This window comes from Chryseobacterium flavum (assembly GCF_003385595.1).
Classification (GTDB): Bacteria; Bacteroidota; Bacteroidia; order Flavobacteriales; family Weeksellaceae; genus Chryseobacterium; species Chryseobacterium flavum.
This window is the reverse complement of the sequence record NZ_QNUE01000007.1, coordinates 54,085-79,388: the sequence shown is the minus strand read 5'-3', so window position 1 is coordinate 79,388 and position 25,304 is coordinate 54,085. Positions and strand designations below refer to the sequence as shown.

Sequence of the window (25,304 nt, the reverse complement as noted above, 5' to 3'; positions counted from 1 at the left end):
ACATCAAACCATCATAATAACTATGAAAACAAAATTATTATTTGCAATCTCAGCAGTTTTCCTTTCGCTTTCCGCATTTTCACAAAAGAAAAACCAACAGGAAAAGCAGGAAATGGCTGTTTATGCAGAGAAAAAAGGCAATGATTATTACCTCATCCGGCTTGAGAAAGATAAAGATATCCCAAATGTTTACGTATATTCAAACGGAGTTACAAAACTTTATAAGAATTATTCTGAGCTGAAGGACATTGTTATGGAGTTCCCGGGGATGATGGCCTCTAATAATTCGACCAAAGAAGAACTGGTCTCTGTTCTTAAAAAAGATGAGCATTTCTATGAGATTACTTCCCAGAGAAAAGACCCTAAGAATCTGGAGAAAACTGTAGTCACAGTTTATGAAGTTTATCAGGGACAAAAAAGAATTGTAGAGGAATATGACTCTATTTATGAGCTTATGTCCTCTCCTTATAAAGGAGCGATTTTTATTAATTAAAAAACAAAAAAATATACATTATGCTAAATAAACTTGCAGCCTCAGAGCTTGTTCTGAATGATGACGGAAGTGTATACCATCTGAATCTTTTACCTGAAGATATTGCGGATAAAATCATCCTTGTAGGTGATCCGGACAGAGTGGCAAAAGTTTCAAAATACTTTGATACTGTAGAGGTCAAAAAAAATAAAAGAGAATTCTATACGCACACAGGAACACTTCGTGGCGAGAGAATCACAGTAATGTCCACAGGTATCGGTACAGAAAACATTGATATTGTGATGAATGAGCTGGATGCCCTGGTAAATATTGATCTTAAAAATAAAGAGTTTAAAACTGAGCATAAAGCGCTTGAACTATTCCGTATGGGAACCTGCGGAAGTGTAAATCCGGAAGTACAGGTGGACAATATGCTGGTGACCCGGAATGTAGTAGGACTGGACGGGTTGATGCATTTTTATCAGGATTACAACTTTGAGAATGAATTCTCAAAAAGTTTCCTTGAAAGATTTCCTTATGAAAGAATCAAGCCTATGCTATATTTCTCAGACTGGGCAGAAGAAATGGGAGACTATTACAAAGATGCCAAATATCATGGTAATACAGCGACATTTCCGGGATTTTATGCTCCGCAGGGAAGACAGCTCCGTCTGAAAGCAGTGGATGATCAATTCCTGGAAACTTTAAATGATCTGGGTATCACCAATTTTGAAATGGAAACTTCTGCTATTTATGCACTTTCAAAATTATTAGGGCATAAAGCAATTACAGTAAATAATGTAATTGCCAACAGAAGACGTGGAGAATTCTCTGCAGACCACCATGCTTCTGAAAAAAATCTTATTGAATGGGTATTGGAACGAATAATTAAATAAAATACCTAATAGTTATAATAACAAAAAGCTATTCCGGCAGGGAATAGCTTTTTTAATATGTTTCTGAATAATAATCAGAAAAAATAACCTATACATGGAAATACCTGGGATCGGGATACTGAAAAATAAAATCCAGTTCTGATTCAAGTTTTGAAGATAAAACTTTCTTGCCCTTCACTTCTTCCATCTCTATGTCCGGTAAATTTTTTTGAGTATTGATCACTTGTTTTTTTGTGGGGTGGAGAGGAGCCGTTACATTATACAGTGATGATTTTGTTCCGTTTTGTATCATTTTTAAAATAGCTGCAGCTATATCAATATAATGAATATGGTTAACAGCAAAATCAAGATTGGTAACATTATAGTTTTTAAGCAGCCTGTTATCTCCCATCAATCCCCCTAATCTTAAAATATTTACCTGTGGATACCTCATTCTGATCATTCTTTCTCCCGCAATACTTTCCAAAGGAATATCTTCTTCTTTATATTCTTTTAAAAGGTCCGGATATACTCCTGTAGAACTCATTAAAAACATTTGCCCCTTGAAATCACCAATGAATGCCGATAAATTCTGAATCCGGTTATATAATGAGCTGACACAGCAGCTTTTATCTGAAACCGGAATGGTAATAATTAAGACATCCAGGTCTTTGATTATATCCCATTTCGGGTAAGGAAATCCCAGCTGATAATCCGGAAAATTGGCTGCTACAGCACAATATCCTTTGTTACTCAGTGCAATAGCTTTATCTTCTGTAGTGGCGGTGGTATATATCTCATATCGGCCGGTCATTAAAGTTGCCAGCCTCTCTCCCAGCCAGCCATGTCCTATTATTCCTATTTTTTTCATATTCTGAAGTTTGATCCGGTCAATATTTTATTCAATGGTATCATTAGCAGGGTCTTTGTTTCATTATCGAGATCCATACATTTCTGAACTGCATTAGGGATATGTTTGGCTTTATCTTTAAGCTTCGTTCCATTTTCTGTTAATGTAACAATAACAACCCTTTCATCCTCTGAGCTTCTGGTTCTGATCAGTAAGCCATTCTTCTCCATCCTCTTAAGCAAAGGTGTTAGTGTACCATTATCTAAATGAAGGTATTCTCCGATTCTGCCAATACTCATTCCACCGTATTCCCATAATACAACCATTACAAGATATTGGGGATATGTCAATGAAATTTTATCCAGATGAGGTTTATATAACCCTGTAATATACCTGGAAACAGCATAGGTCTTAAAACATATATGTTCAGAAAGATTCATAATAATTTTTTAAGTTACAAAAGTAACAAATTATTTAGTGCACAATATTTTTGTTTAAAATATTTTATGAAATGTAACTGGTCATCTTTAAAACAAGGTATTTTATGTATGAAAAATAAAAACCTGATTCTGAACCTTTATTTTTTTCTTGTAAAACAACTTACAATGTGGTCATTCACCATTCCGGTTGCCTGCATATGTGCATAAACTACAGTAGGTCCCATAAATTTAAACCCTCTTTTTTTCAGATCTTTCGCTATCATATCAGAAACAACAGTTGTTGCAGGTACATCTGATAAAGTGGCAGGCTTATGATCTACAGGTTTTCCATCTACAAAGCCCCAGATATACCGGGAAAAAGAGCCGAATTCCTTCTGCACTTCCATAAATTTTCCGGCGTTGGTTACTGCTGCCAATATTTTAAGTCTGTTCCGGATAATTCCGGGATCATTCATCAGCTCTTCAATTTTTTGATCAGAATAAGCAGCTATTTTTTTATAATCAAAATAATCAAAAGCCTTTCTGAAGTTATCTCTTTTAGCCAATATGGTATACCAGCTTAATCCTGCCTGAAAACTTTCAAGAATTAAGAATTCAAAAATTGTTTTGTCATCATATACGGGTTTTCCCCATTCCTCATCATGATACTTTCTGTACAGATCATCTTTCTCACACCAGCCACAACGAATTTTTTCCATAACAATAATATTTATGGATTAAAATTAATATTCATTTACAGAAGAACAATAAAAGATTATGAAAAGTTTAACAATAGTAATTCATTTTAGGAATGGTTATTGTTAAATTATCAGTACACAATCCAAATTTAAAATATAGTATTATGAACAATTCAGAGTATAACAAAGCAGAAAATGCAGTAAACAATGTAGAAAACTCATTACACAATGCCGCAGATAAAGCCAAGTGGAAAATCAATGAATTGGCAGACAGAGCCAAAGATTACATTAATGAAAAGAGGAATAATGATGAAGAAGCTAATCAGGAAGACTGGCTCGACAGGGTAAAAGCTAATGTTTCCGATGCATGGGATGATATAAAAGACAAAGCCAATGATGCATGGGAAAAAACCAAAGATGCAGCAGAGGATGTAAAAGCAGAGTGGAACAAGAAAACCAATTAGTATTTCAGTCATATAAATATTTTCAAGAAAATGGAGTCTTAAATTGATAAGGCTCCATTTTTATTATGCCATAAGCACAATTATTGTTACATTTGTATCATAATAAACATTAAAAAATTATGTCATACGGTTTACTTAAAGGCAAAAAGGGAATTATTTTTGGAGCCCTTAATGAACAATCTATCGCATGGAAAGTTGCTGAAAGATGCCATGAGGAAGGTGCTGAATTTATCTTATCTAATGCACCTATCGCATTAAGAATGGGAGAACTTAATGGTTTAGCAGAAAAAACAGGTTCTGAAGTAATAGGTGCTGATGCCACTTCTGTAGAAGATCTTGAAAAACTTTTTGATGCCGCTGTTGCAAAATTTGGAAAAATCGACTTTATCCTTCACTCTATCGGGATGTCTATCAACGTAAGAAAAGGAAAGCATTATACAGAAATGAACTACGACTGGTTGGAAAAAGGCTGGGATATTTCAGCGGTTTCTTTCCATAAAGTAATGCGTGTAGCCTGGGAAAAAGACTGTATGAACGAATGGGGAAGCATTTTGGCGCTTACTTATATTGCTGCTCAGAGAACCTTCCCGGATTATAATGATATGTCTGATAACAAGGCTTATCTGGAGAGCATCGCAAGAACTTTCGGAAACTACTGGGGAGAAAGAAAGGTACGTGTGAACACGGTATCCCAGTCTCCTACAATGACAACTGCAGGTAGTGGTGTGAAAGGGTTCGGTGGATTCCTTGGATATGCTGAAGATATGTCTCCGCTAGGAAACGCTACAGCACTGGAGTGTGCAGATTATTGTGTTACCCTTTTCTCTGATCTTACTAAAAAAGTAACGATGCAGAATCTGTTCCATGACGGAGGCTTCAGCAGCTCAGGAGTTACTCAGAAAGTGATCAACAGGTATAATATTGAATCGTAATCCGGAAAATATTTTATATAAAAAAATAATGGGCGGCCTCTATATGAGGCCGCCCATTCTGATAAAAATAATATTTAATATGAAAGCTATAAAATTACAGTCTGTATAGAGTGCGCCGGCGCATTCAGTTTAGCTGCCATTCCTTCAATCCACAAGTTTGTTTCAATATCATTATCCGAATCATTCATAATAACGGTTACCAACTGTCCGTTTTCATTCATAAAAGCAGTAGAGGTCAATGCAGCTCTGTTGGATGAAGTACCTACTCTCTGGGCATTAGGTTTAATATACTTTGATACATGACCTATATAATAATATTCATAAGTATAATGTACCTCTCCTGTTTTTGTGTCTGCGATAACAGGTGCAAAACAGAAATTTCCTTTATGGTTAGGACCTCCTGTTTCATCCAATAAAATATTCCAGTCTGTCCATAAAGCATTTCCTTTATTAAAATCGTTCAGCATGTTTCTGCTATAAAGCTCTCCTAAACTGACATCGTAAATTTTATCCATATTGAACTGTTCTTTACATCCTTCGGTAAATGCAAGAAACTTATCCGGAAAAGCCCTGTGGGTCTCCGCCAGATTATCAAAGAGCTGTGTTTTATTATTCCATGTTTCATACCAGTGATATCCGATTCCATGAGCATATTTAGATGTTTCAGGATCACTCAACGTGGTTGTTGCTCTTTGATAGATAAGGTCTCTGTTGTGATCCCAGATCATCACTTTTTTATCTTTATATCCGTTCTTCCAAAGGGTTGGGCCAAGGTTCTTTTTCAGAAACTCACCTTCTTCTTCCGCAGTATAGATACATGACTCCCAGCTTTGGGTAGCCATTGGCTCGTTCTGAACGGTTAATCCCCAGATATTGATTCCCCTTTTTTCATATTCTTTGATGAATTTGATATAATAATCTGCCCAGGTCTGATAGTATTGGTTTTCCAATCTTCCGCCTTTGTATAAACTTTTATTAGATTTCATCCAGGCTGGTGGGCTCCATGGGGAGAAATAGAAGGTAAAATTATCCCCTATCGCTTTCTGCGCTTCTTTAATCATAGGAATCTTATATTTCTCATCATGGGCAACATTGAAAGTCTTCAGGGAAATATCATTGTCTTCTACATAAGTATAGGAATCACTGGAGAAGTCACAGGAATTCATATTCGTACGGACGACCGTATATCCTAATCCGTTTTTCCCAAAATAAGCATCCAGAATTTCCTTCTGCTTGTTTTTGGGCATTTTATAAAAAGTTTCTGCTGATGCATCGGTAATAGCCCCTCCGATACCTATCAGCTTCTGATATTTAAAACCGGGAGCCACAAAAATACAGGCTTCCGTTTCTTTAGGCTGCCCGAATTGCTCAAATTTAACGGCTCCTTTATCCGTCATCTTCTCATTCGCTTTCGAATTGGTGAGGATTACTTTAGCTGTTTTTCCTGCATTCTTTTTCCAATAATTCTGAGCATTGACATTGATAACAATACCTACTACAAAACAACTTACAATTAGTTTTCTCATAATTTTTCTGTTTCCGGACCATCTGGCCCTCATTTTCATTATTTATTTTGATAGACCCTTACATAGTCTATGTAATACTTCTGTGGAAAAACACGATCATCGATGCCCTCTTTTCCTCCCCAAAACCCACCTACTGCGAGGTTTAATATGATAAAATATGGTCTGTTAAAAGGCCAGGCATCATTATTTTTCTCTTTATTTTCATAAGTGAAAAACTTTTGGTTATCGATATAAACATCTATTTTTTCCGGTGTCCAGTCTGCTTTATAGACATGAAACTTTTCACTTGCATCTTTTATAAACAGGGTATCAGTTTTCTGTGTGCCCTGAATATGGTTGTATTTTTTGGTATGGACAGAAGCATGAATATACCCTTGATTATAACCAACATGCTCCATAATATCCAGTTCGCCGTCATCCGGCCATTTCTTCATATTTTCACTCATCATCCATATAGCTGGCCATGTTCCGCGTCCTTTGGGGAGCTTTGCCCTTACTTCTACAGTTCCGTACTGAAAAGAAAATTTTCCTTTGGTTAAAAGTCTTGCGGAAGTATATTTATTATTTTCCCAATTTTCTTTTCTGGCTTCGATGATGAGACATCCTTTTTCCATTCTGGCATTTTCAAGCCTGTTTTTAGTATAAAACTGAGCTTCTTCATTACCAAAACCTCCGCCTCCTGTATCATAATTCCATTTCAATGAATCCGGAAGCCCCTTATCATTAAACTCATCATTCCAGATCAGAGCTCTGCCGGAATCAGATTTGTTTGAGGCACAGTTAAGAACAGAAAGGAAGAAAATCCCTGCTGCACAGATTTTGACAATACTTTTAGCTTTTAGATTCATATATCAGATTTTGGCGAAAGCTCCTCTCCTGTTGAGCTCAATTTATTTTGTCCAGTTAATTCTTTTTGTCTGTACATTTTGAGAATTGGTTCCGATCATGATATCAAATTCCCCGCTTTCCCAGTCAAAATTCAGATCTTCATCAAAGAATTTTAAATCTTCCGGAGTAAGTTTAAAATCTACTTTTTTACTTTCACCTTTCTTGATGAATATTTTCTGGAAACCTTTCAACTCTTTTACAGGTCTTACTACTTTCCCGAAAAGATCCCTGATATAAAGCTGTACAACCTCTTCACCATCATATTTCCCGGTGTTGGAAACCGTAACACTGATATTGAGCGTCTGATTTCCTGTAAGGTTTGCTGAACTTAAAACCATATCGGAATATTTAAAATCGGTATAGCTTAAACCATATCCAAACGGATATTTCGGATCATTGTCAAGATCTATGTATGCTGAAACATAATTTCTGTCTGTATTATTTTTTGCCGGTCTTCCTGTATTGTAATGATTATAGTATACAGGAATCTGCCCTTCTGTTCTTGGAAAGCTCATCGGAAGTTTGCCTCCGGGATTCACGGTACCGAAGAGGACATCCGCAATGGAGTTTCCAGCTTCAGTTCCCAGCCACCAGGTGTACATAATTGCCGGAATATTGTCAGAGGCCCAGTTAAAGATCAGAGGTCTGCCTGCATTGATCATCAGGATGATTGGTTTTCCGGTTCTGGCAATTTCTTTCAGTAAATCTTCCTGAACGCCTGTAAAACCAATACTGCTTCTGCTTTTAGCTTCTCCGCTCATCGCGTGGCCTTCACCCAGTGTCATGATGACAACATCGGCTTTTTTTGCGGTTTCTATGGCCTCTGCAAATTGACTTTTGTCCTGATCATCAACATTACAGCCTTTAGCATATAATAAAGTGGAATTCTTATCCAGTTGATTTTTAATTCCGTCAAATTGTGAAACAATTCTTTGGTTATCGTCTTTGAAAGCAACAGACCAGAAACCATGATTAGCAACTGTTTCTTTCCCGAAAGGGCCAATCAGAGCAACGGTTTTTGTACTTTTTGAAATTGGAAGAATATTTCCCTGATTTTTAAGCAGAACTATACTTTTTGACCCAAATTCTCTTCCGAATTTCCTGTTCTCCTGGTTATTCGTCTGTTCTTTCTGCCTTTTTTCGTTACTGAATCTGTAAGGATCATCGAAAAGCCCCATTTCGAACTTCTTGGTTAAAATTCTTCCTGCTGCATCATCTATCAGTTTAGGATCTACTTTACCTTCCTTCACAAGTTTTGGAAGCTCAGCCATGTAGACACGGCTTTCCATATCCATATCGCTTCCTCCCTGTACTGCTTTTTCTGCTGCCTGGGCTGCATCTTTGGCATAACCGTGAGGAATCATTTCCCCGATACTTCCCCAGTCTGAAACTACAAAACCTTTATAGTTCCATTTTCCTTTTAATAAATCTCTCTGAATATATTTGCTGGCTGTTGCCGGAATCCCGTTGATGTCATTGAATGAGTTCATAAAAGTAGCTACACCCGCTTCTGCTGCAGCTTTGAACGGCGGAAGATAAGTTTCGTTCAGCTGTCTGAAGCTCATATCTACAGAATTATAATCTCTTCCTCCTACAGCAGCCCCATATGCAGCAAAATGCTTTGCACAAGCCATTACCGCATCAAGGCTTCCCAGGCCTCTTCCCTGGAATCCTTTAATTCTTGCCAGTCCGATTTTTGTTCCCAGATAAGTATCTTCGCCGGAACCTTCCATTACCCTGCCCCATCTCGGATCTCTGGCAATATCCACCATCGGAGCAAAAGTCCAGTGAATACCATAAGAAGCAGCTTCCGTTGCTGCAATTCTTTCAGACTTTTCGATCATTCCAAGATCCCAACTTGCTGCCTGCCCTATATTCACAGGAAAGGTTGTGCGGTATCCGTGAATAACATCCTGCCCGAACAGTAAAGGGATTTTCAGTCTTGACTGCATTGCGAGTTTCTGAAAAGCTCTGGTTTCTTCTGATCCGGCAACATTCAACATGGAGCCTACTTTTCCTTTTTTAATTTCTTCCAAAACAGCTGCCGAATTAGAATGCTGAGGTCCTGTAGCATATTCAAACCCGCTGTATTGAACCATTTGTCCTACTTTTTCTTCCAGTGTCATCTCAGACAGCAGCTGTGCTACTTTCTGATCAATTGTTTTCTGTCCGTAAGCATTCAGTCCAAATGCTGAAAATGCCAGTATGAAATAAACTCTTTTCATAGTATCAAATTAAAAAATGTAGGTTGCTGCAGAATGTCCTGAAATTGCTACAGCAGCAGTTTTCCCGGCAAATTTAATATTAAAATGCTCATCTTCTTTATTATCATTCTGAACAATTAAAACTATTTTCCCAAATTGAGTCTTAAAAGCCGCCGTTGAAAGTTTGTCAGTCTGTGTAGAAGCGATACGCTGTGATCCTGCCGGAACAAATTTTGAAGCGTGAGCAATAATATAATAGGAAACATTTCTGGTAAAGTTTTCACTGTCAGAAACTGTAATGGCTCCCTTACATTCTGTGCATCCGCCCTCTGTATGCGGAGCAAATCCCGGGTCGTTGGCAAGATTCCATTCCAGGGCGATTTTACTCCAGTTTCTCATGGAACCAATGATTACATTTTTTGTGTGCCAGTTCAGATCTTCATTAAACGTTCCTTTTGAACCTGTCCACTGCTCGGTAAAATATAGGTTTTTGTCCGGAAAAGCATTGTGTACAGTGGTTAATGCGGAAATATCTCCTTCGTATAAGTGAAAAGCTGATCCGTCTATATATTGGCCCGCTTCGGAATCTTTTAAAATCTCAATAGCATATTCAGGTTTGTTGCAGTTGTGATCGTAGACAACAATTTTGGTAGTGACTCCGCTTGCCTTAAAAGCCGGGCCCAGATGGTTTTTTATAAAATCTCCCTGCTGTTCAGACGGCATATACAAACTTGGATTATTGCCAGGATGTAAAGGCTCATTCTGAGGTGTCACTGCGTCAATGATAATACCTTCCGTTTTCATGCCCTGAATGTATTTTACAAAATATCGGGCATAAGCTCCATAGAATTCAGGCTTTAAACTTCCTCCTCTAGATTTTCCGTTATCTTTCATCCAAACCGGCGGAGACCATGGCGCAGCAATAATTTTAATAGATGGATTAATTGCTAAAATCTCTTTGATCATAGCAATCAACGCTTTATCTTTTGCAAGGCTGAACTTTGAAAGAGAGGGATCAGTCTGCCCTGCAGGCAGGTCATTATACGAAAATACTTCGCCATCAAGATCAGAAGCTCCTATGCTAATTCTCAAATAGCTGATGGAGATTGAATTTTTATCACTCCCAAAAAGCTCATGAAGCAGTGCCTTTCTTTTGGAAGGTGACAACCGGTTGATTACCTCAACACTTCCTCCCGTTAATGTATATCCAAAACCATCAATATATTGAAACTTTTGAGTATCATCGATTTCAATATTCTGAAAGCTATTGATATTATTTGCAAATTTAACAGAAGCCTGCTGCTGTAATTTTACACTTTCATCACCTTTTGTAAGCCAGTACTGCACTTCATTTCCTTTATTTGAAGTAAGTGAGGCGCATGATAATGGAAAAAGGGCCACACCACTAAGTAGTGCGGCACCTCTAAAGAAACTATATAAGTTGTGAAACTTCATGTATTAGTATCCGGGATTTTGTTTTAATGATGTATTCGGCAATTCATTGAACGGAATCGGAAGAATTTCATTTTTGTTAGCTTTAAATCCTTTGAAAGCAAGCTTGGAAGGTGCATCACCCCATCTGACAAGGTCAAACCATCTATGACCTTCCCCTGCAAGTTCTCTCCTTCTTTCATCTTTAATAGCCTGCAAAGAAACAGGAACTGATGGTAATCCTACTCTGGATCTTACCGCATCTAATAAAGCCTGAGCTCTTGCGCCTGTACTCCCTAAAGCCTCTGCCTCCATCAGATAAGTATCTGCCAGTCTTATAGCGATATAATTTTGTCTGAAATTCAGCTCTGCAGGACCAGGAAGTGAGCTTTTTAAAGCATTTGTAGGCAAATATTTATTCAGGAAATATCCGGTATCTGCAAAAGCAGGGGCATACGTAATTTTGCCATCAGTAACCAGTTTTTTCGCATTGAAAACTGTCACATCCAATCTTGGATCTCCCTGCATAAAATTAACAAAGTTCTCTGTTACGGTATTAAATGCCCAACCAGAATATATGTCCGGGGCATCATTATTAGGGATATTTTTTAATGAATAAGAACGTGGGCCTACCATCACATTGATAGAGTTTCCTTCATCTTTGCCCTGTCCCCAGAATCCCCAATCAGAACTTCCTTTATTGGTATGCATTATTTCAAGAATAGATTCTGATAAAAATTTATATTTATTTGGGTCTGGATCGGTTTCCAGTGCAACTTTAAATAAATCTGCATAACTTGCCACAAGCTTATATCCGTACTGACTGGTTCCCCCTGGCGTGCCATTTACTTGGGCAAATTGAGCAGCCGCTTCAGGCATTTTCTTATCATAGAGGTAGATTTTGCCCAATATTGCTCTGGCTGTTCCCTGTGTAATTCGTCCTTTATCACTGCTTCCAGGTGTCATCATAAGATCCGGAATAGCAGCATTGATATCATTTTCTATCTGTGTATAAACGTCACTTGGTTTTGCCTGTGGTATATGCCAATAATCATCTGAAACAGTTATACTTTTGAGAATCAGAGGAATATTCCCAAACATTCTTACCAGCTCAAAATAATATAGAGAACGAAGAACTTTAGCTTCTGCAATATATCTTTTTTTAAGATCTTCACTCATGGAAGCTCCCGGAACTTTTTCTATTACAAGATTAGCACGTGCAATTCCCTGGTAGTAATCTCTCCAGTAGCTGGCAGGCATAGTGTTGGGATTGATCATATAATTATTGAACCCCTGGATACCCGCGCCGTCATTAGAACTTCCTCCACCGGAATAAAAGTCATCAGACCCGGCATTAAAGAAAGTAACTGTATTTTCGAATCCGGCAGAATATTTTCTTAAAACATCATATACGGAAATCAGTGCACTAAAAGACTGCTGCTCATTTTTAAAATATGAATCAGTACTAAATGCCCCGGAATTTTGTACTTCATCCAGATAGGAATCACTACAGCCTATATTGGTAAAACTCAGACCTGTCAGAAACGCTACGGCAAGTCCTTTATATATAAAATTTTTATTTTTCATTTTGTTTGTCATTAAAATTGAATATTAGCTCCCATCAGGAATGTTCTGGCTTGTGGATAATATGCTCTATCGATACCTATAATATCTTGTTCGGAGTTGTTTCTTCCAGCAATTTCCGGATCATATCCTGTATATTTTGTGAAAGTAATTAGGTTTTCTCCCGTGATATACAGTCTTACTTTGTTCATTCCAAAACGTTTGGTAACATCCTGAGGAATGGTATAACCCAACTGAACAATTTTCAAACGCACATAATCTCCTTTCTGAAGATAATAATTGGACATCCATGAATAGTTATGGTTAGGGTCATTACGGGTAATTCTTGGATTATCATTGGTAGATCCTTCTCCCGTCCATCGGTCTAAGATTCTTGTCTGGTAATTAGCATCAGGCAAATCCAATCTTCTTAGCCCCTGGAAAATCTTGTTACCAGCCTGCCCCTGCGCAAACATCATCAGATCAAAGTTCTTATAACTCATATTCACGGTAAGACCAAAAGTATATTTTGGTATAGAGCTTCCCAGGTTTACTTTATCATTGTCATCAATTTTTCCGTCTCCATTATTATCCTGCCAGATAAAATCTCCCGGTTTTGCATCCGGCAATAATTTTACTCCGCCGGCATTTACATAATTGTCAATTTGTGCCTGATTCTGGAAAACACCGCTATAAGTATGTCCATAGAATGACCCGTAAGGCTGTCCTACAGCTACTCTGGATACAGGCCCCATAGTCTGGAAAGAAGCCAGATTGAAATATTCAATGTCATCCTCTAATCTCAGAACTTTGTTCTTTATTGTAGCAAAGTTACCATTAACAGATATGCTAAAATCTTCCCAGTTCTTTTTATATCCCAGTTCAAATTCTATTCCGGTATTCTCCATATCTCCTACATTTGACCAAGGCAAATTAGGAACTCCTACATACCCTGGAATGTTGATTTGTCTGAGAATATCAGTTGTTTTCTTTTTATACCAATCTGCTGTCAAAGTAAAATTGTTGAATAATTTTAAATCCGCAGCAATATTCAACTGGCTTGTCTGTTCCCATTTCAGGTTTGGATTTTCCAGGGTACTTGGTGCATAACCAATGATGATATTATTACTGGAGTTGGTATAATTACTTCCGGAAACCATGAAACTTGCAAATTTGAAGTTATCCATTTCATCATTTCCTAACACCCCGTATCCTCCTCTTAATTTTAAGTTATTAACCACTTTATTCTCCGGCCAGAAGTTTTCCTTATGAACATTCCATCCCAGGGACATAGAAGGAAAAGTTCCCCAATGCTGATTAGTTGCAAATTTTGAAGAACCGTCTCTACGAATTGTTCCTGTAAATAGATATTTATCTGCGTAATCGTAAATGATTCTCCCAAAATAAGATGCTTTACGGGTTTCGATTCCATCCCATCCCTTTGCTGTAATATTATCCTGAGGAATATCAAAATTGAAAGAAGCATCCTGCCAGTTATCGATAGGCAGATTACTATAGGTCAAACTGGCCCCACCAGCAATATTGTATCGGTAAACCCCTTGTCCTATCATGATGTTGATGTTGTGATCACCAAGCTTGTTCTGATAGGTCAACGTATTTTCCATACTCCATTCGAACTTATTTTCATCTACCTTATTCAGACTGTTAAAGCTGGTATTGTTATAATTGGGACTTAAATAATATTTCGGTGTAAAAGAGCGGCTTCCCCAATAGGATTTCTTACCATTTAAACTTGTTTTGAATGTGAAGTGATCCAGAAACTTAAGCTCTGCAAAAACATTTCCAACAAAATCATCAGACCAGCTGTAATTACCCTGTTGTATATGGCGGAAAGCTTGTGGATTGGTCATTTCGTTGTTCACATATCTGGAAATTCCGTACGGACGTCCTTCCGAATCGCGGATGATATAAGGGTTGGTATAACCACTTGGATCTACCATTGACCAATCTGTTACAACAACCGGAGTTGTAGGGTCCAGGTTTACCGCTGAAGCCAACGGTCCTCCGAATTCTTCATTTGCACTTACTCCTTGGGATTTTACGTGGGTATAAGCAAATGTTTGTCCTATTGTCAGGTAGTCTGTAACTTTATGCGTCGAGTTGAACCTTGCATTAATTCTTTTGTAATAAGAAATATCACTCATTACAATACCTGTCTGATCAAAATATCCGAAGGAAGTATAATATGTAGATTTTTCATTACCTCCTGTAATGCTTACTTCGTGCGACGTCTTTTCACCAGTCCCAAAAATAGCATCTTGCCAGTTGGTACCTTTTCCAAATGATTCCGGATTGGAAAACCTTGGGGTTCCTCCATCATTTACAAAACCTTCATTAATAATTTTAGCATATTGTGTAGCATCAAGAAGGTCTAATTTTTTTGAAGCATTTGAAAAACCATAAAAACCATTGTAAGAAAGAGTCAGCTTTCCTTTTTTCCCTTTCTTAGTTGTAACAAGAATTACCCCTTTAGCAGCAGAGACACCATAGATTGCTGATGAAGCCCCGTCTTTCAGTACTTCAATGCTTTCTATATCTGACTGGTTAAGCCATCCGATATTATCTACAACAATACCGTCTACTACCCATAAAGGGCTGTTACTTCCCGCCCCAAAACTGGTAATCCCTCTTACCCGTACAGTAGCTGCTGCACCGGGTTGTCCCGAGTTAGTAACAACAGAAACCCCGGCTGCCCTTCCCTGCAAAACCTGCTCCGGTTTACCAGATGGGATATTTTCAATATCACTGGCTTTAATACTTGCAATAGCCCCTGTTACATTACTTTTTTTCTGAGTACCATAACCTATGACTACAACTTCTTCTATTTTGTTTTCTTTAGCAATCGTGTCCTTCACGTTGGTCTGGGCACTGAAGTTGGCCGTAAAATAGAGAACGGCAACCACTCCTACGCTTCTTGATATTCTTACATTCATATACAGTTATTGTTTAATTCTCAAATTGAGACAATAAAAATATATTTTTTTTCAAATAATTAACATTCTATTCACAACTATTTTAATTTTTCTTTTATTTTTCAGGGTTAGAAGCACTATCTTCGCATCAATATTTCATAAAATTTCAAAAAAAAACAATAAAGACATCTCCCAAAATGATCATCAAGCTTTCTAAAATTTCTCTTCCACTAAAACTTACCTTTCTTATTTTTTCAATGGTTTTAAACTGTATGGGACTCATCATTCTGCAGTTATCCGAAGAGAAAATCACCTACGGAGAACTGGGGTTTCTAGAGTCTTTTAAAGACTTACCCATTGCTTTTATTTCTCTTTTTGCGGTTCGTTTTATTAACAAAACAGGAACAAAGAAAGCATTAATTTCAGCATTGATAATTGTCGGATTTTGCTCCTGTCTTCTTCCATTTGTAGAAGCATTCTGGTTTTTTAAATTATGGTTTGCTATCATAGGAGCCTGTTTTGCCATTGGTAAAATCTGCGTTTTTGGAATTATCAGGAATAATATTTCAGATGAAAAATCACTGGCCAAAACCATGAACAGTGTAGAAGCTTCTTTCATGATCGGAATCTTTGTTGTCAATACCTGTTTTGGGTGGGTCGTATCCAGTGAGTATTCCGAATACTGGAAATTTTGTTTTTTATTAATTGCTTTTTTATGTGTAATAACAATATTCCTGTTGTCAAATATTACAATTTCTGAGGCTAAACCTCTTCAAAACAAAAGCGTTTTTTCTGAACTGTCAGGATTTATCACTCCTTCTGTAACATTATTCCTTGGCGTGATTTTTTTTATCGTTTTTGTAGAACAGGGATTCAATTCATGGCTTCCTTCTTTTTATAAAAACCACCTGAAAGTCAATTCATTCTTTGCGCTTCAGGCTACTTCTTTTCTGTCAGTGTTTTCATATACAGGCAGAACTGTAACGGCAAATATCATCAGAAGGTTTTCATTACCAAACTACTATATGTCATGTATGGCTTTCATTATTGCTTTACTGATGATTATTGCAGGAGTACAGTATTTTGAGTCCGCAGATTCGAGAATAATTCTCTTCTTATTTCCGGTAATCGGTTTGTTTTTGTCCCCGCTTTATCCGGTCATCAATTCGAAGATGATTGCTCAGATTGATAAAGAAAAAGTAAACCTGTTCACTTCCCTTATTGTCATTTTTTCTTCTCTGGGCAGTTCTGTAAGCTCAATTATTATGGCTGTTCTGTTTGAAAAACAACTGTTAAACTTCTACCCGTTATATATCTTATGTTTTGTAATTCTTCTTTTTGTGATTAGTTTAGTATTTTTTAATGTTTCAAAAAGAAAATAGTTTTATTTTTACAGCCATGAAAATCAAAGACACAAAAAGTAAAGAAACACTTCAGGAACTGATCGACACAAAAGATTTTGTTGCCCATATATCTGTTGACTGTACTATTTTCGGATTCCATGATAATATTCTGAAAGTACTGCTTTTGAAATATCATGATCTTGATCTGTGGTCACTACCCGGTGGTTTTGTTTTCAACGATGAGGATCTCCGGGAAGCTGCCGAAAGGGTTCTTTATGAAAGAACGCATCTCAAAGGGCTTTTTCTGAAACAGTTCCACACATTCGGAAGAATTGACCGTACAGAAAATAATGTTCATCAGATCCTTCTTAAGAACAAAGGTATTGAAGTTCCTAAAGAACACTGGATCTTTCAAAGGTTCATCACCGTAGGGTATTGCAGCCTTATTGATTTTTCTATTGCCAATACTTTTCCTGATGCCTTCAATGAAAGCTGTGAATGGTTTGAAGTCAACAACTTACCGAAAATGGCTTTTGATCATGACAGGATCATAGAAACAGGCCTTGAGTATCTTCGTATGAATATCAATACAGAAGTTGCAGCCAGTAATCTCCTGCCTGAAAAATTTACTATGAAAGATCTTCAGGCGCTTTATGAAACCATTTTAGGTCAGAAATTCAGAAGAAATAATTTTCAGCGAAAGATTCTTAGCCTGAATATTCTGGACAGACTGGAGAAGCTGTACGACGGATCTGCCAATAAAGCTCCTTATCTGTATAAATTTAAAAGTGAAATACATAATTCTACCAATCAGTATCCTATATCGAATGATGAGGAGAATTAAAAAAACAAAATCCAGACTTTAAAGTAGCAAATACACTATTATATTACTGAAAATCAGCATTGACATAAGTTTTAAAAAAAATTTTTTAAACCTCCTGAAAAATGCTATTTTTAACCAAATCAAAAAAATCATGTCATATTATCCTCTTACAAGCATTCCTGATTATTATGGAATTGATGCTTTACTTACTGAAGAACATAAACTGATACGCCAATCGATCAGAGACTGGGTAGAAAGTTTTGTAATGCCGCAGATTGACCAGGCAGCCCAAAATCATACAGATCTTCCCGGTCTTATGAAGGAATTAGGGAAAATCGGGGCATTAGGCCCATACATCCCGGTTGAGTATGGTGGATCAGGATTAGATCAGATATCTTATGGCCTTATTATGCAGGAATTGGAAAGAGGAGACTCAGCAGTACGCTCTGCTGCATCTGTACAAAGTTCTTTGGTAATGTTTCCAATTAACGAGTTTGGTTCTGAAGAACAGAAAAAGAAATATTTACCTAAGCTTGCTGCCGGAGAAATGATCGGATCTTTTGGTTTGACTGAACCAAACCACGGTTCTGATCCTGGTTCTATGGAAACCTATTTTAAAGATATGGGAGATCATTATCTTTTAAATGGGGCTAAAATGTGGATCACCAACTCTCCTCTATGCGATATCGCAGTAGTCTGGGCAAAAAATGAAGAAGGAAAAGTACAGGGACTCATTGTAGAAAGAGGAATGGAAGGCTTTACGACTCCTGAAACTCATAATAAATGGAGCTTAAGAGCATCAAAGACAGGCGAGCTGGTGTTCAATGATGTAAAAGTTCCAAAGGAAAATTTACTTCCGGGAGTCACAGGTCTTAAAGGTCCATTATCCTGTCTGAATTCAGCAAGATACGGAATTTCATGGGGTGTAATTGGTGCTGCCATTGATTGTTATTGTACTGCTGTTCAGTATTCCAAGGAGAGAAAGCAATTTGGCAAACCTATTGGTTCCTACCAGCTTCAACAGAAAAAACTGGCTGAATTCTTAACCGAGATAACTAAAGCTCAGCTATTGTGTCTTCAGTTAGGAAACCTTAAAAACGACCATAAGGCTACTCCTGCTCAAATTTCAATGGCTAAGCGTAACAACGTAAAAATGGCTATTGATATTGCAAGAGAATCGAGACAGATCCTGGGCGGTATGGGAATCATGGGTGAATTCCCTATGATGAGACACGCGGCTAATCTTGAGTCTGTAATTACTTATGAAGGAACGCATGATGTTCATTTATTGATAACAGGATTAGATATTACAGGAATCAACGCTTTCTAAGAAAGACAAAGATATTAATAAGAGTCCGGCTATGGCCGGACTCTTTTATTTTACTCACATTACAGAGAATTTATATTCAGTGAATAATTATTGATCTTATAAAATTTTTGTGATTTTATTATAATTATTACTTTAATAGCATAAAAAAACAGACGATATGAAAAAAATCGCTACTTTTTTACTAGGTCTTACAGCACCATTTTATTTTGCACAACAGGCAGGTGATGTTGTAAGCGCCGAACAGAAACTGGATTTAACACCACAGGGAGTCATCAATTTTATCGCCAATCATCTTGGTGATCAAAATACCCCGGAATTCTCCAGCTATCTTAATAGCTTTAACGTTGGCTTAAAAGGTTATAAAATCACCTATTACACTAAAAATGAAAACAATACTCTTGTAAAAGCCACCGGATTACTCATGTATCCTAATGTACCATTTAAGCTTTCAACAGTAGTATCCGACCACGGAACCACAGACAGCCGACATAATGTCCCGTCTAATTTCAAAGGTGCTTTAACAGCAGGATTTGTTGTTGAACTGTCATATGTACTGAATGGTTATATCTTAATGGCTCCTGATTATGTGGGGATGGGAACAGGAGACGGAACGCACCCCTATGTAGATTATGCCACAGAAGCCGGAGCTACTATCGATTTCATCACGGCTGCGAATAAAGTATTGACACAACTGAATATTAAACGCTATGATGAATACTTTTTAGCCGGTTATTCCCAGGGAGCTCATGCTGCGATGTCTACTTTAAAGAGATTAAGCATTTCAAATCCCGATAACATCAAATTCAAATATGCTTATATGGGTGATGGACCGTATGATTTTTCGGGGGTGACTTTGAATAAAGGCGTGTTGGAAAAAGATATTTATCCGTTTACTTCATTTTTGGCAAATGTTCTTCATACCTGCAACAATACAGGTTATAAAACATACAACAATGATATTTCAGAGGTTATTTCAGCGGAATACCTTGACCGTTATAATTACCATGTTGTTCAGGATAACGGAGGTTTACTGTGGGGACCCGTTATATGGAGAAATCTTTTTACAGACACCTTCATTAATGATGTAACCAATAACCCCAATAATAAACTGAGACAGTGCATGAAACCCAAAGATGTTTATGACTGGTATAACAAAACCCCCATGACATTGGGACATTCCACTGTAGATCTGGCTATTCCTCCTGAAAATACTTCCAAAACCATTGATGTACAGCGAGGTTATTATCCGTGGTGGGACCTTAATAAATATAAGCTGGATTCATTCTATTGGGGACCTTTAGGGCATGTAGGAGGAATTATTCCATTTACTTTGGCATCCAATGCAAAATTTAATGCTCTCAGAAGCGGAGGACTCCTTAATCAATGGGCTATGCTTACATCAAAACAGTCCGGAACGGCTACCCTTCAGGCATCACCTTTATATTCTTCGCAGATCAAACCTGATCTTGGAAGTTTAAAACTGGTTGCAATCACAGAATTTAATAACGAAAAAACAACAAGCAGACCTGCAAAAAACGACAACCTGGCTTCTTTAAAAGATGGAGTATACTTATTAAAAGTATTGGAAAACAATGAAAATAAAATGATCCCCTATATTAAAAATACACCTGAAGAAATTGCTGAAAATGAGATTATACAAACTGAAAACGGTGGGATTCTTAAATTGAAGATCAATGATGATGAACTTTCAGCCGTTAATATTTTTGATGATCAGAAAAAACTGGTCAGGACAATTTCGGGGGAACAATATCATTCAGACGGCGGAATAAATCTTAAGAATCTGGATTCCCAGAATTATATTTTTGAAATCATAACTCCTTTTTATAATCTGCAATTCAAAAAAACACCTGAAAAGCAGATATCAGAAAACAATATTGATATCTTCACCCAAAACCATCAAATTAAAGTCAGAGCTGGCAGTGATATAAAAAGCATTCATATTTACAGCATCTCCGGTGCTTTAATCCTGCAACAGCATGTTAACAAACAATACTTTGAGTCAAACAATATAGAAACCGGAGTATATCTTGTACAAATAACATTATCTAACGGAAAAACAATCAATAAGAAAATAAAATTATAAATTAATCCATTTCCATATTCATTTCAAGTTAATTTTTATGCACTTCATTTATACGATGTATGGAGTGCATTTTTATTATCTGAAATTTAATCTTTAAGAAATCAGATCAGTATGGTTTTATACTCTCTACAAAAGCAATATCCGGATCCAGAATTTCCAAAATAAGACTTTTAACTGCGTTCATGGCATCCTCTATATTTCCTTTATCAAACTGCAGGGAAACGACTCCTTTTTTAGCTTCTGCAAAACTCCAGATTCCGGTTTCTATCGGAAAGCCCCAGAATTCCGGCAGATTTTGAACCACATAATGGTAGATACACAGCTGGAGAGCCTGCTTTCTGTCGCTGTTATGGAAATACATATCCATATTCTCTTCATCAATTTTTACATTGAGATTTTTAATTTTGGCTGTTTTATAATCGATAATCCGTAAGGTTCCATTCAGCTTATCAATCCGGTCAATGAATCCAAAGAATGAAATTTTATCATTATTATCAAGATAAAAATCTACATTTTCAAACCGTCTTTCAATATCTATTATTTCCAGTTTGTTGCCTTGTTTTACAAGCTCAAGATCATAGCGCAGAATATTCTCAATTACTTTTTTTGCAATTGCTTTATGGATGTAATTCATTCCTTTTTCGTAAAATTCAGGCTGATGCTTAAGCTTCTCAATAGCTATTTCTATATATTTATCTATTTCTTTAATCAAACCATGTAAATCTGTCTCTTTTAATACTTTACCTTTAATTACCTCATACACTTCTTGAAGTGAATAATGTACTAAGTTACCGTAGTTTTTTACAGATAATTCCTCTTCAATTTCATCTGTTTCCGATGTATTTAGTATTTTGGATAAATAAAAATCTACAGGATTATAAAGATAACTTGTAAGATGGGAAGCTGACACCTTATCTTTCCATTTATTAAGACGTTCCAGTACAATTGGGGTTTTTGGAATCTCTATGGGCCTGGTAACAATTGGTTCAGAAGAATTCTCAATAATAAGATGTTCTATTGTATGTGGACTTTCCATTTCAATTTGAGTAATAAACCTGCTTTTTTCACCTGTATTTACACCTGAGCTTAACGCATTGTACAATAAGTGAACATTTTTTGCATCCTGAATAAGTCTGTAAAAGTGATAGGCATAAATACTGTCATTTTCAAGGAAAGTATGGAGGTCAAAAAATTTACGGATATCGAAGGGTATGTAAGTATTCTGTGAGTTCCCTAAAGGAAGTTTACCTTCATTAACAGAAAGCATAATAACATTTTCAAAATTCAGGAGACGTGTTTCAAGCAATCCCATAATCTGCAGCCCTCTGAGAGGCTCTCCCTGAAAATCTATACTTTCGGAATTGATATGCTGGTTAATCAGAATTTCCAGGGTTTCCATTCTGATTTCAATCTGGTAAGGAGTCAGCTGATTTTTAATAATCCTGAAAGCATTCTCAAAATGAGAAACATTCTCGTATTGAATATCATCTATATCAAGCCATTTTACCTGCTGGCAGAATGCAATGAGCATATCCAGATAATCATGCGTGTTTACAGCCTTTTGAAGCAGCCCGAAATAAGATAATTTATTCAGGAGCTCATACAAGAGTTTTCCCGAAATATAAACAATATTTCTTTCTTCTATTTTCGCTTTAAATTCATTGATAATCTGCTCATCTTCAACAGATTTCGGAAGTTCTTCCAAAATTGGAAAAACATCTCTGTAATAATAAGATGACTTATTTTTTTCCAATTGTTTCTGGAGGTAAAAAAGCCGTTTTATAGCATTGGAAAAAGAAAGATTCTTTAAAGGAAAGCCCATGGTGATATTCAACGTTTCGATCCCGTGCATCACATCAAGGCTTGCCGGAAGAAGGTTTTCATCGAGGAGTACGACCGCAGTATTGGAAAAGGTTTTATCCTGAATTCCTTTAAATATTTCCGGCAGGACCTTAGTTTGGGTTACATTTCCTGAAACTTCATATACCCTTATATTTTTAGGCTGATTAAAATCATCTTCAATCCATTGAAAAGCCCTGTTATCATCAAACTCTTTCCATGTTTTATGATTTCTCAGGAATTTTCCGGCTTCCTGTCTTTCATCATCGAAATAATACCGGTCAGCCTGAAAAAAACACTGGGCCTTATCCCATTGCAACAGACTTCTCACCAATTTTTCTTCTACCGGCGTAAAAGCATTAAAGCCACAAAACACAAACTGTTCTGATGTGTTCTTTGCAAAATGGTCGATTTTTGCTTTGGCAGACTCATGAATCATTCCTGATGTTGCCCAATCCTTCGCTCTGAGTCTCTCTTTAAGAACAGGAAGAAAGACATTCATATTCTGCCAGAAATTCAGGAACTTTTTTCTGGGTACATCATCGTCTTCACCCAGATTTTGTGCCCATTCCTTAATTCTCTCTTCATCAAACATATACTGAAGTACGGCTTCGTCACTTTCTGAAAATTTCAGGACATCATCCCAGTCCTTCTGCAATGTTGGAAACCATTTCAGGAATTCTGCAAAGTCATCATTCGGAATAAGGTTAAGGCTTCTGTAGACATCAAATGAAAAAAGCCACAGGGGAATTCCCTGAATAAGTTGCTGATCAGCAATAGTATTAATGAGCTCCTCAACGGTAAAAAAGTTAGGAAGGAATCCCGAATAATTATTTTCCTCCAGGATTCTTCTGATAAAAACTATAGGACGTTTACCTGGCAAAATAATATTAAACGCAGAAAGATCCGGATTTTGCGCTAATAATTCGTGAATAATTTTATTGAGGAATTTCAAAGGGATTTGTAGCTTTTTAGGTGGTCTAACTCTTCAGCAATAAAAATATTATACTCTGCTTGCTTTTCTTTATTCATTCCATGACGGGTATCCCGGTCATAAGCTGTCTGGAAATTTTTATATTCGTCTGAAATTTTCTTATAAATTACTGTAAATAATCTATTGTAATCGCTAGATTTTTTAATCTTTTCAGCAACAATTTTTCTCATTTTTCTTACGAACAATTCTGCAATATCAAAATGTTTCTGTTCATGTAAGAGAATGTAATCATTTATCTTCCTGACATCTTTCCATGATTTATCTTCATTGAAAATTGTTCTTATTTCAATCTGTACAGGTGAATCGGGATTCGTAGATTTTACAATCGAATATTCCCAACCACAATGGGTATAGGCTGCAATATCCGGATTATTTCGCCTGTTAACCGGGCTTTTAAAATTATCCCAGGTTAATTTTTGCCCTTCCTGCCATATAATTTCCTGTCCGGATATCATGTTGACAGCTAGGAAAAAAGAAAAAAAAATCAATCTCATTATTGTTTCACCACAATTGTTTTGGTAATCCAGCTATTTCCTCCGTTCCAGAATTTAAAAGTATATGTTCCTTCTTTTTGAGGATTGAATTTAATCTGATTGGCACCTACATAATTTCCTTGTTCACAAGGACCGTCAGTAATATATTTATAAGCAGTTACCGTTCTTTCAAGATTATCTTTATAGATATAGTCATATCCATAAAATCCCTCACAATGAGAAGGATAAGTAGAATAAGTTTTTATGGTCTGAATAGCAAAAACATCCATTGTATCATTCACTATCCTTACACTGTCTATTTTGATCTTATCTATAGACTCAATTGTCTGATAGTCATCATCATTACATGAGATTGAGACCAATCCCAACAACAATGCTGAAAACCCAATGTTTAAAAACTTTTTCATAGCCTTCAATTTCCTGATTATCAATAATTACTTATCAAAAATTATTCCTTATTAACACAAATTAAGAATTAAAATTACCTTTTGATACATAAACCACTTTTTTAGTATCAAAAAACTCTTCATCAAAATAGTTTTTAAGATTAAAAATTTCACATTTAATTCCGGCAAGCTCCTCTGCAAGGTCTCCACCTTTTAAATATAAAATTCCATTATGCTTGATATTCAGCTGTTCTTTTTCAAATTTTCCTTTCAGCCATCGCAAAAATTCAGGCATCTGTGTTACTGCCCTGCTGACTACAAAATGGAATCTTTCTTTCAGCTTTTCTGCTCTTCCATGAATTGCGGTTACATTCTTTAGCCCTACACCTTCTGCTACAGCTTTTACAACGCTGATTTTTTTACCTATAGAATCAATTAAAGTAAAATCAGTTTCAGGAAATAATATTGCCAGGGGAATCCCCGGAAAACCACCACCTGTCCCAATATCCAACACTTTGGTTCCCGGTGCAAATTCCATAACTTTTGCAATTCCTAATGAATGCAGGATATGCTTTTCATACAGGGATTCCATATCTTTTCTTGAGATCACATTAATCTTTTCATTCCACTCATTGTAAAGCTGTTCCAGCTGGGCAAACTGCTCCAGCTGTTTCTCTGTAAGATCGGGAAAATATTTTAATAGTAACGTTGTAGACATCTGTTTTATTATAATCAG

21 protein-coding genes are annotated in these 25,304 nt (G+C 36.6%); 8 read left to right on the top strand and 13 right to left on the bottom strand.

Annotated elements, in window-relative coordinates; genetic code table 11:
- The first annotated feature begins 22 nt into the window (after positions 1–22).
- Both DRF59_RS10515 and DRF59_RS10510 read left to right on the top strand, forming a co-directional pair.
- Positions 23–493 carry a hypothetical protein gene (locus DRF59_RS10515; RefSeq protein ID WP_115959458.1) on the top strand — a complete coding sequence of 157 codons (471 nt, stop codon included), beginning with the start codon at positions 23–25 and terminating at the stop codon, positions 491–493.
- Positions 494–513: 20 nt separating this feature from the next.
- Positions 514–1,368: a nucleoside phosphorylase gene (locus DRF59_RS10510; RefSeq protein WP_115959456.1), complete on the top strand. Its 855-nt coding sequence runs from the start codon at positions 514–516 to the stop codon at positions 1,366–1,368.
- Between the two features lie 88 nt (positions 1,369–1,456).
- On the opposite strand, the gene DRF59_RS10505 is transcribed toward DRF59_RS10510, so the two are convergent.
- The 3 genes from DRF59_RS10505 to DRF59_RS10495 all read right to left on the bottom strand — a co-directional run bounded on the left by DRF59_RS10505 (position 1,457) and on the right by DRF59_RS10495 (position 3,335).
- A complete protein-coding gene (locus tag DRF59_RS10505; protein ID WP_115959454.1) occupies positions 1,457–2,218 on the bottom strand; it encodes a Rossmann-fold NAD(P)-binding domain-containing protein in 762 nt (253 codons plus the stop codon).
- Positions 2,215–2,637 (bottom strand): MarR family winged helix-turn-helix transcriptional regulator, encoded by a 423-nt coding sequence (locus DRF59_RS10500; protein ID WP_115959452.1) that lies wholly within the window; start codon positions 2,635–2,637, stop codon positions 2,215–2,217. Before DRF59_RS10500 ends, DRF59_RS10505 begins: the two co-directional genes overlap by 4 nt.
- 137 nt (positions 2,638–2,774) lie before the next feature.
- Positions 2,775–3,335 carry a DNA-3-methyladenine glycosylase I gene (locus DRF59_RS10495; RefSeq protein ID WP_115959450.1) on the bottom strand — a complete coding sequence of 187 codons (561 nt, stop codon included), beginning with the start codon at positions 3,333–3,335 and terminating at the stop codon, positions 2,775–2,777.
- Between the two features lie 143 nt (positions 3,336–3,478).
- Between DRF59_RS10495 and DRF59_RS10490 the strand changes: the two genes are divergently transcribed.
- Complete coding sequence (locus DRF59_RS10490; protein ID WP_115959448.1) at positions 3,479–3,778, top strand: hypothetical protein; 300 nt, start codon at positions 3,479–3,481, stop codon at positions 3,776–3,778.
- Positions 3,779–3,897: 119 nt separating this feature from the next.
- Positions 3,898–4,710: an enoyl-ACP reductase FabI gene (locus tag DRF59_RS10485; RefSeq protein WP_115959446.1), complete on the top strand. Its 813-nt coding sequence runs from the start codon at positions 3,898–3,900 to the stop codon at positions 4,708–4,710.
- Between the two features lie 86 nt (positions 4,711–4,796).
- On the opposite strand, the gene DRF59_RS10480 is transcribed toward DRF59_RS10485, so the two are convergent.
- Genes DRF59_RS10480 through DRF59_RS10455 form a run of 6 tightly spaced genes read right to left on the bottom strand, consistent with a single transcriptional unit; the run spans position 4,797 to position 15,276 of the window.
- Entirely contained in the window at positions 4,797–6,236 is a 1,440-nt protein-coding gene (locus tag DRF59_RS10480; protein WP_115959801.1) for a glycoside hydrolase family 30 protein, read from the bottom strand.
- A 38-nt stretch (positions 6,237–6,274) separates the two neighbouring features.
- Entirely contained in the window at positions 6,275–7,084 is an 810-nt protein-coding gene (locus DRF59_RS10475; protein WP_115959444.1) for a glycoside hydrolase family 16 protein, read from the bottom strand.
- Positions 7,085–7,126: 42 nt separating this feature from the next.
- Positions 7,127–9,349, bottom strand: coding sequence for a glycoside hydrolase family 3 N-terminal domain-containing protein (locus DRF59_RS10470; protein ID WP_115959442.1), 2,223 nt, complete (start codon positions 9,347–9,349; stop codon positions 7,127–7,129).
- Between the two features lie 9 nt (positions 9,350–9,358).
- Complete coding sequence (locus DRF59_RS10465) at positions 9,359–10,783, bottom strand: glycoside hydrolase family 30 protein (RefSeq protein ID WP_115959440.1); 1,425 nt, start codon at positions 10,781–10,783, stop codon at positions 9,359–9,361.
- 3 nt (positions 10,784–10,786) lie between these two features.
- Positions 10,787–12,346: a RagB/SusD family nutrient uptake outer membrane protein gene (locus tag DRF59_RS10460; RefSeq protein ID WP_115959798.1), complete on the bottom strand. Its 1,560-nt coding sequence runs from the start codon at positions 12,344–12,346 to the stop codon at positions 10,787–10,789.
- Positions 12,347–12,357: 11 nt separating this feature from the next.
- Complete coding sequence (locus tag DRF59_RS10455) at positions 12,358–15,276, bottom strand: SusC/RagA family TonB-linked outer membrane protein (RefSeq protein WP_115959438.1); 2,919 nt, start codon at positions 15,274–15,276, stop codon at positions 12,358–12,360.
- 176 nt (positions 15,277–15,452) lie between these two features.
- On the opposite strand from DRF59_RS10455, the gene DRF59_RS10450 reads away from it, so the two are divergent.
- From DRF59_RS10450 to DRF59_RS10435, 4 genes are all read left to right on the top strand, one after another.
- Complete coding sequence (locus DRF59_RS10450) at positions 15,453–16,637, top strand: MFS transporter (protein WP_241505535.1); 1,185 nt, start codon at positions 15,453–15,455, stop codon at positions 16,635–16,637.
- Positions 16,638–16,653: 16 nt separating this feature from the next.
- Positions 16,654–17,442 carry an NUDIX hydrolase gene (locus DRF59_RS10445; RefSeq protein ID WP_115959792.1) on the top strand — a complete coding sequence of 263 codons (789 nt, stop codon included), beginning with the start codon at positions 16,654–16,656 and terminating at the stop codon, positions 17,440–17,442.
- 130 nt (positions 17,443–17,572) lie between these two features.
- Complete coding sequence (locus DRF59_RS10440; RefSeq protein ID WP_115959436.1) at positions 17,573–18,751, top strand: acyl-CoA dehydrogenase family protein; 1,179 nt, start codon at positions 17,573–17,575, stop codon at positions 18,749–18,751.
- A gap of 157 nt (positions 18,752–18,908) precedes the next feature.
- Positions 18,909–20,855, top strand: coding sequence for a T9SS type A sorting domain-containing protein (locus DRF59_RS10435; protein WP_115959434.1), 1,947 nt, complete (start codon positions 18,909–18,911; stop codon positions 20,853–20,855).
- A 106-nt stretch (positions 20,856–20,961) separates the two neighbouring features.
- Here DRF59_RS10435 and DRF59_RS10430 read toward each other — a convergent pair whose 3' ends face one another.
- From DRF59_RS10430 to rsmG, 4 genes are all read right to left on the bottom strand, one after another.
- Positions 20,962–23,649, bottom strand: coding sequence for a PD-(D/E)XK nuclease family protein (locus tag DRF59_RS10430; protein ID WP_115959432.1), 2,688 nt, complete (start codon positions 23,647–23,649; stop codon positions 20,962–20,964).
- The gene (locus tag DRF59_RS10425) at positions 23,646–24,143 is read right to left on the bottom strand and encodes a DUF922 domain-containing protein (protein WP_241505533.1); all 498 of its coding nucleotides are present in this window, start codon (positions 24,141–24,143) and stop codon (positions 23,646–23,648) included. Before DRF59_RS10425 ends, DRF59_RS10430 begins: the two co-directional genes overlap by 4 nt.
- Positions 24,144–24,181: 38 nt before the next feature.
- A complete protein-coding gene (locus tag DRF59_RS10420) occupies positions 24,182–24,589 on the bottom strand; it encodes a hypothetical protein (protein WP_115959429.1) in 408 nt (135 codons plus the stop codon).
- Positions 24,590–24,650: 61 nt separating this feature from the next.
- The gene (rsmG, locus tag DRF59_RS10415; protein ID WP_115959427.1) at positions 24,651–25,286 is read right to left on the bottom strand and encodes a 16S rRNA (guanine(527)-N(7))-methyltransferase RsmG; all 636 of its coding nucleotides are present in this window, start codon (positions 25,284–25,286) and stop codon (positions 24,651–24,653) included.
- Between the last annotated feature and the right edge of the window lie 18 nt (positions 25,287–25,304).

Bases quoted from the DNA above. Each gene is read 5' to 3' on its own strand.
- DRF59_RS10515 (WP_115959458.1), top strand. From the start codon at position 23: ATGAAAACAAAATTATTATTTGCAATCTCAGCAGTTTTCCTTTCGCTT.
- DRF59_RS10510 (WP_115959456.1), top strand. From the start codon at position 514: ATGCTAAATAAACTTGCAGCCTCAGAGCTTGTTCTGAATGATGACGGA.
- DRF59_RS10505 (WP_115959454.1), bottom strand. From the start codon at position 2,218: ATGAAAAAAATAGGAATAATAGGACATGGCTGGCTGGGAGAGAGGCTG.
- DRF59_RS10500 (WP_115959452.1), bottom strand. From the start codon at position 2,637: ATGAATCTTTCTGAACATATATGTTTTAAGACCTATGCTGTTTCCAGG.
- DRF59_RS10495 (WP_115959450.1), bottom strand. From the start codon at position 3,335: ATGGAAAAAATTCGTTGTGGCTGGTGTGAGAAAGATGATCTGTACAGA.
- DRF59_RS10490 (WP_115959448.1), top strand. From the start codon at position 3,479: ATGAACAATTCAGAGTATAACAAAGCAGAAAATGCAGTAAACAATGTA.
- DRF59_RS10485 (WP_115959446.1), top strand. From the start codon at position 3,898: ATGTCATACGGTTTACTTAAAGGCAAAAAGGGAATTATTTTTGGAGCC.
- DRF59_RS10480 (WP_115959801.1), bottom strand. From the start codon at position 6,236: ATGAGAAAACTAATTGTAAGTTGTTTTGTAGTAGGTATTGTTATCAAT.
- DRF59_RS10475 (WP_115959444.1), bottom strand. From the start codon at position 7,084: ATGAATCTAAAAGCTAAAAGTATTGTCAAAATCTGTGCAGCAGGGATT.
- DRF59_RS10470 (WP_115959442.1), bottom strand. From the start codon at position 9,349: ATGAAAAGAGTTTATTTCATACTGGCATTTTCAGCATTTGGACTGAAT.
- DRF59_RS10465 (WP_115959440.1), bottom strand. From the start codon at position 10,783: ATGAAGTTTCACAACTTATATAGTTTCTTTAGAGGTGCCGCACTACTT.
- DRF59_RS10460 (WP_115959798.1), bottom strand. From the start codon at position 12,346: ATGAAAAATAAAAATTTTATATATAAAGGACTTGCCGTAGCGTTTCTG.
- DRF59_RS10455 (WP_115959438.1), bottom strand. From the start codon at position 15,276: ATGAATGTAAGAATATCAAGAAGCGTAGGAGTGGTTGCCGTTCTCTAT.
- DRF59_RS10450 (WP_241505535.1), top strand. From the start codon at position 15,453: ATGATCATCAAGCTTTCTAAAATTTCTCTTCCACTAAAACTTACCTTT.
- DRF59_RS10445 (WP_115959792.1), top strand. From the start codon at position 16,654: ATGAAAATCAAAGACACAAAAAGTAAAGAAACACTTCAGGAACTGATC.
- DRF59_RS10440 (WP_115959436.1), top strand. From the start codon at position 17,573: ATGTCATATTATCCTCTTACAAGCATTCCTGATTATTATGGAATTGAT.
- DRF59_RS10435 (WP_115959434.1), top strand. From the start codon at position 18,909: ATGAAAAAAATCGCTACTTTTTTACTAGGTCTTACAGCACCATTTTAT.
- DRF59_RS10425 (WP_241505533.1), bottom strand. From the start codon at position 24,143: ATGATATCCGGACAGGAAATTATATGGCAGGAAGGGCAAAAATTAACC.
- DRF59_RS10420 (WP_115959429.1), bottom strand. From the start codon at position 24,589: ATGAAAAAGTTTTTAAACATTGGGTTTTCAGCATTGTTGTTGGGATTG.
- rsmG (WP_115959427.1), bottom strand. From the start codon at position 25,286: ATGTCTACAACGTTACTATTAAAATATTTTCCCGATCTTACAGAGAAA.